We start from the raw sequence: 2,494 nt of genomic DNA, 5'->3' as shown, positions 1-2,494 counted from the left end.
TTCCAGTCCGGCGGGTGCCAGATTGAGGTCGGTCAGGGAGCCGTTGGCTTGTACGGCGTACTTTCTGAGGGTGGTGCCGTTGATGACCCACAGGTTGTCTTGCCCATCAACGGTTAAGCCAGCAGCATCGTTAAAGAAAAGAGTTTGCACCAGTGCCCCCGAGCTTTTATCAAACACCCGGATTTCGTGCCGTTTTTTATGCGACACGAATAAGTAGCGCCCATTTTTCTGAACGGCCAGGCCAGTTATCACCCCTTCGGCATTATTAATAACGTCAATGCAGGAGCTATAGGTGCCACCCATTACCATCTTCAGCGGCTGTCCATTGGCAAAGTTTTGCTCCTTGTCATCGCTAGTCCGGGTAGCATATACAAACCACTTATTTCCGTTGTCGTAGCCGTCATAACCGGCCCAGTATACCGTCATTCCGTCCGTTGCTACAAATAAAGTAGCTTGGTCGGTCGAGCCTTTAGGTGTGAATTCGTTTCTGAATTGCGGTCGCGCCAAGTCAAACTTAGCCTGAGATGGGTTTCCCTCGGCGTAGCCTATCCCGTAATAAGCGGTATTACCGGTAATGGCCATACCCTGTATACGCAGAAAGCCTCGTTGAAGAGCGTTGCCCTGACTCACCCCAAACGAAGAGTTACCAATTACCCCTTCCCAGGTATACGAAACATTATTAGAGAGAAGTCGGATGTCGTAGCTGGCCGTTGGGGCTTGCTGCCCCTGGTCGTCTAGCCCATCCCAGTTTTTAACGTGTGTACCTGCGGGGAAATTGACGCCACTCCAGAGCGTCCGGATAAGTATACCATCCTTAGTAAATACGCCAGCGCTGGTGCGGGCACTATTGTTCAGATTGAACGTGAAGGGGAAATTACGTTTTTGCTGAGCTGATGTTGGCCTGACGAAACTTAGGCACAGCAGTAGCCACAAGATTGCTGAAAATCTCTTGCTAATCATGTTCATTAAAAAAGTTACAGTGGTAAAGCGTATTAACGGGTAATGACTGACTCAAAAACTCACAAATGTACGGTCACTTGACAATTAGTCCATGTAACCTAAAAAGCCTATAGCTTTTCTTCTATCCTCTCTCTCTCTCGTTACCAGGGGGTTAACTCGTCAAGGAGCATTTATTTTTTGCTGAATTATTTCAAAACGCATACGCAGCCAGCACACAAGTCTGCGAGCCCGCATTAAGCATCTGCTGAAGAATAAAAGCTACTTAGGCACAGTTCGATTTTAGGACAATTCCAATGGAGCCGATTTGTCTTTCTTCATAATCTTTTCTTTTTCTGGTCATTTTCTGAAAAGCGCCCATCTGTGAGCTTACGCTTACTAAACAAAAACCGATTTCCTTTTTACAAGTGACAGTGCTTGCCCTCAATGTTGGAAACATTCAATTCGATCTAAGCCTATGTATAAAATACAAGTTTTGATACCAATATATACTTTTTATTAACAATAATATTAAATATGTATCTTAAAAGTGTACATATAAATTACTAATATTGATATAAAATATATTTATCTAATGAAAAGGGTAATAGTATTACTGTTTCCATATTTAATAGTATACATTCTGTTTCCTATAATCTCTGTAGGCCAAACCTCTATATCAAAACCATTTTCATTTTCACTAGCTCAAAAGGCTCGTACCAGTGCTGGTGTATTTGCTCAAGATGGTACCTTGATTAGGACTTTATGGAGTGGCGCTGAGTATCCATCTGGTAGCCACACTCAAACATGGGATGGGCTTGATGACCAAGGTAGGATGGCTCCCGATGCCACCTACAAGGTCAAGGTACTATCTAACAACGTGACTTACACATGGGAAGGGGTTATTGGTAACTCTTCGTTCGGCGTAAGTCAGGGCAATGCAATCCAGCGAGGCTTCTTACAAATTCAAGGTATGGCAATTACTGGCAATACCGCTTATTATGGAGTAGGCTACGCCGAAGGTCATCCTTCGCAGGCCAAGAGTTTATTGACAAGTCCACAGTCTAAAGTGGAATTCTTCCCTAAAGGCGAGACGGCGCAGGCCACCCGATTTGTCGCTGCTGACAAAGCAACTGTATACTGGGCTGGTTATGACGGCTATAGTAATGGCAAAACCTGGTTTGTTTTCGCCACCAGGGTGAGTGATGATACCGAAAAACCGTTCGAGAAAGGTATTTCTTGCCGGATGGAGTTGGGTAGAGTTTACAAATCTTGCCTCGATATAGGTACTACGCCCAATTCGGCCATAACCGGCTTAGCCGTCCAGCAAAACGGCAATTATCTATTCGTCGCGCACCAGCTTCTGAACAAATTACATGTTTTTGATAAAACAACGGGAGGGTTAGTCCAAACGCTGCCTATCGACTCTCCCCGTGGCTTAGCTATTGATGGGCAAGATAACCTGTGGGTCATCAACGGCACAAACTCGGTAAATAAATATATTGTACAGACTAATGGTACACTTTCCGCTGCAACTCTAGCGCTATCAGGTCTGGAG

The 2,494-nt window shown here is 44.8% G+C and carries 1 protein-coding gene and 1 pseudogene; one reads left to right on the top strand and one right to left on the bottom strand.

Going from position 1 to position 2,494, the window contains the following annotated elements; all coding sequences use genetic code 11:
• Nucleotides 1-960, bottom strand: a pseudogene (locus ACFSUS_RS28960) (hypothetical protein); the annotation flags it as partial.
• 571 nt (nt 961-1,531) lie between these two features.
• Between ACFSUS_RS28960 and ACFSUS_RS28955 the strand changes: the two are divergent.
• A partial coding sequence (locus ACFSUS_RS28955) for a FlgD immunoglobulin-like domain containing protein (protein WP_381528764.1) occupies nt 1,532-2,494 on the top strand: 963 nt, incomplete at its 3' end.

The sequence above is a fragment of the Spirosoma soli genome (assembly GCF_042684525.1).
Lineage (GTDB): Bacteria > Bacteroidota > Bacteroidia > Cytophagales > Spirosomataceae > Spirosoma > Spirosoma soli.
The sequence above is the reverse complement of the archived record's forward strand: the minus strand, read 5'-3'. Positions and strand labels throughout refer to the sequence as shown.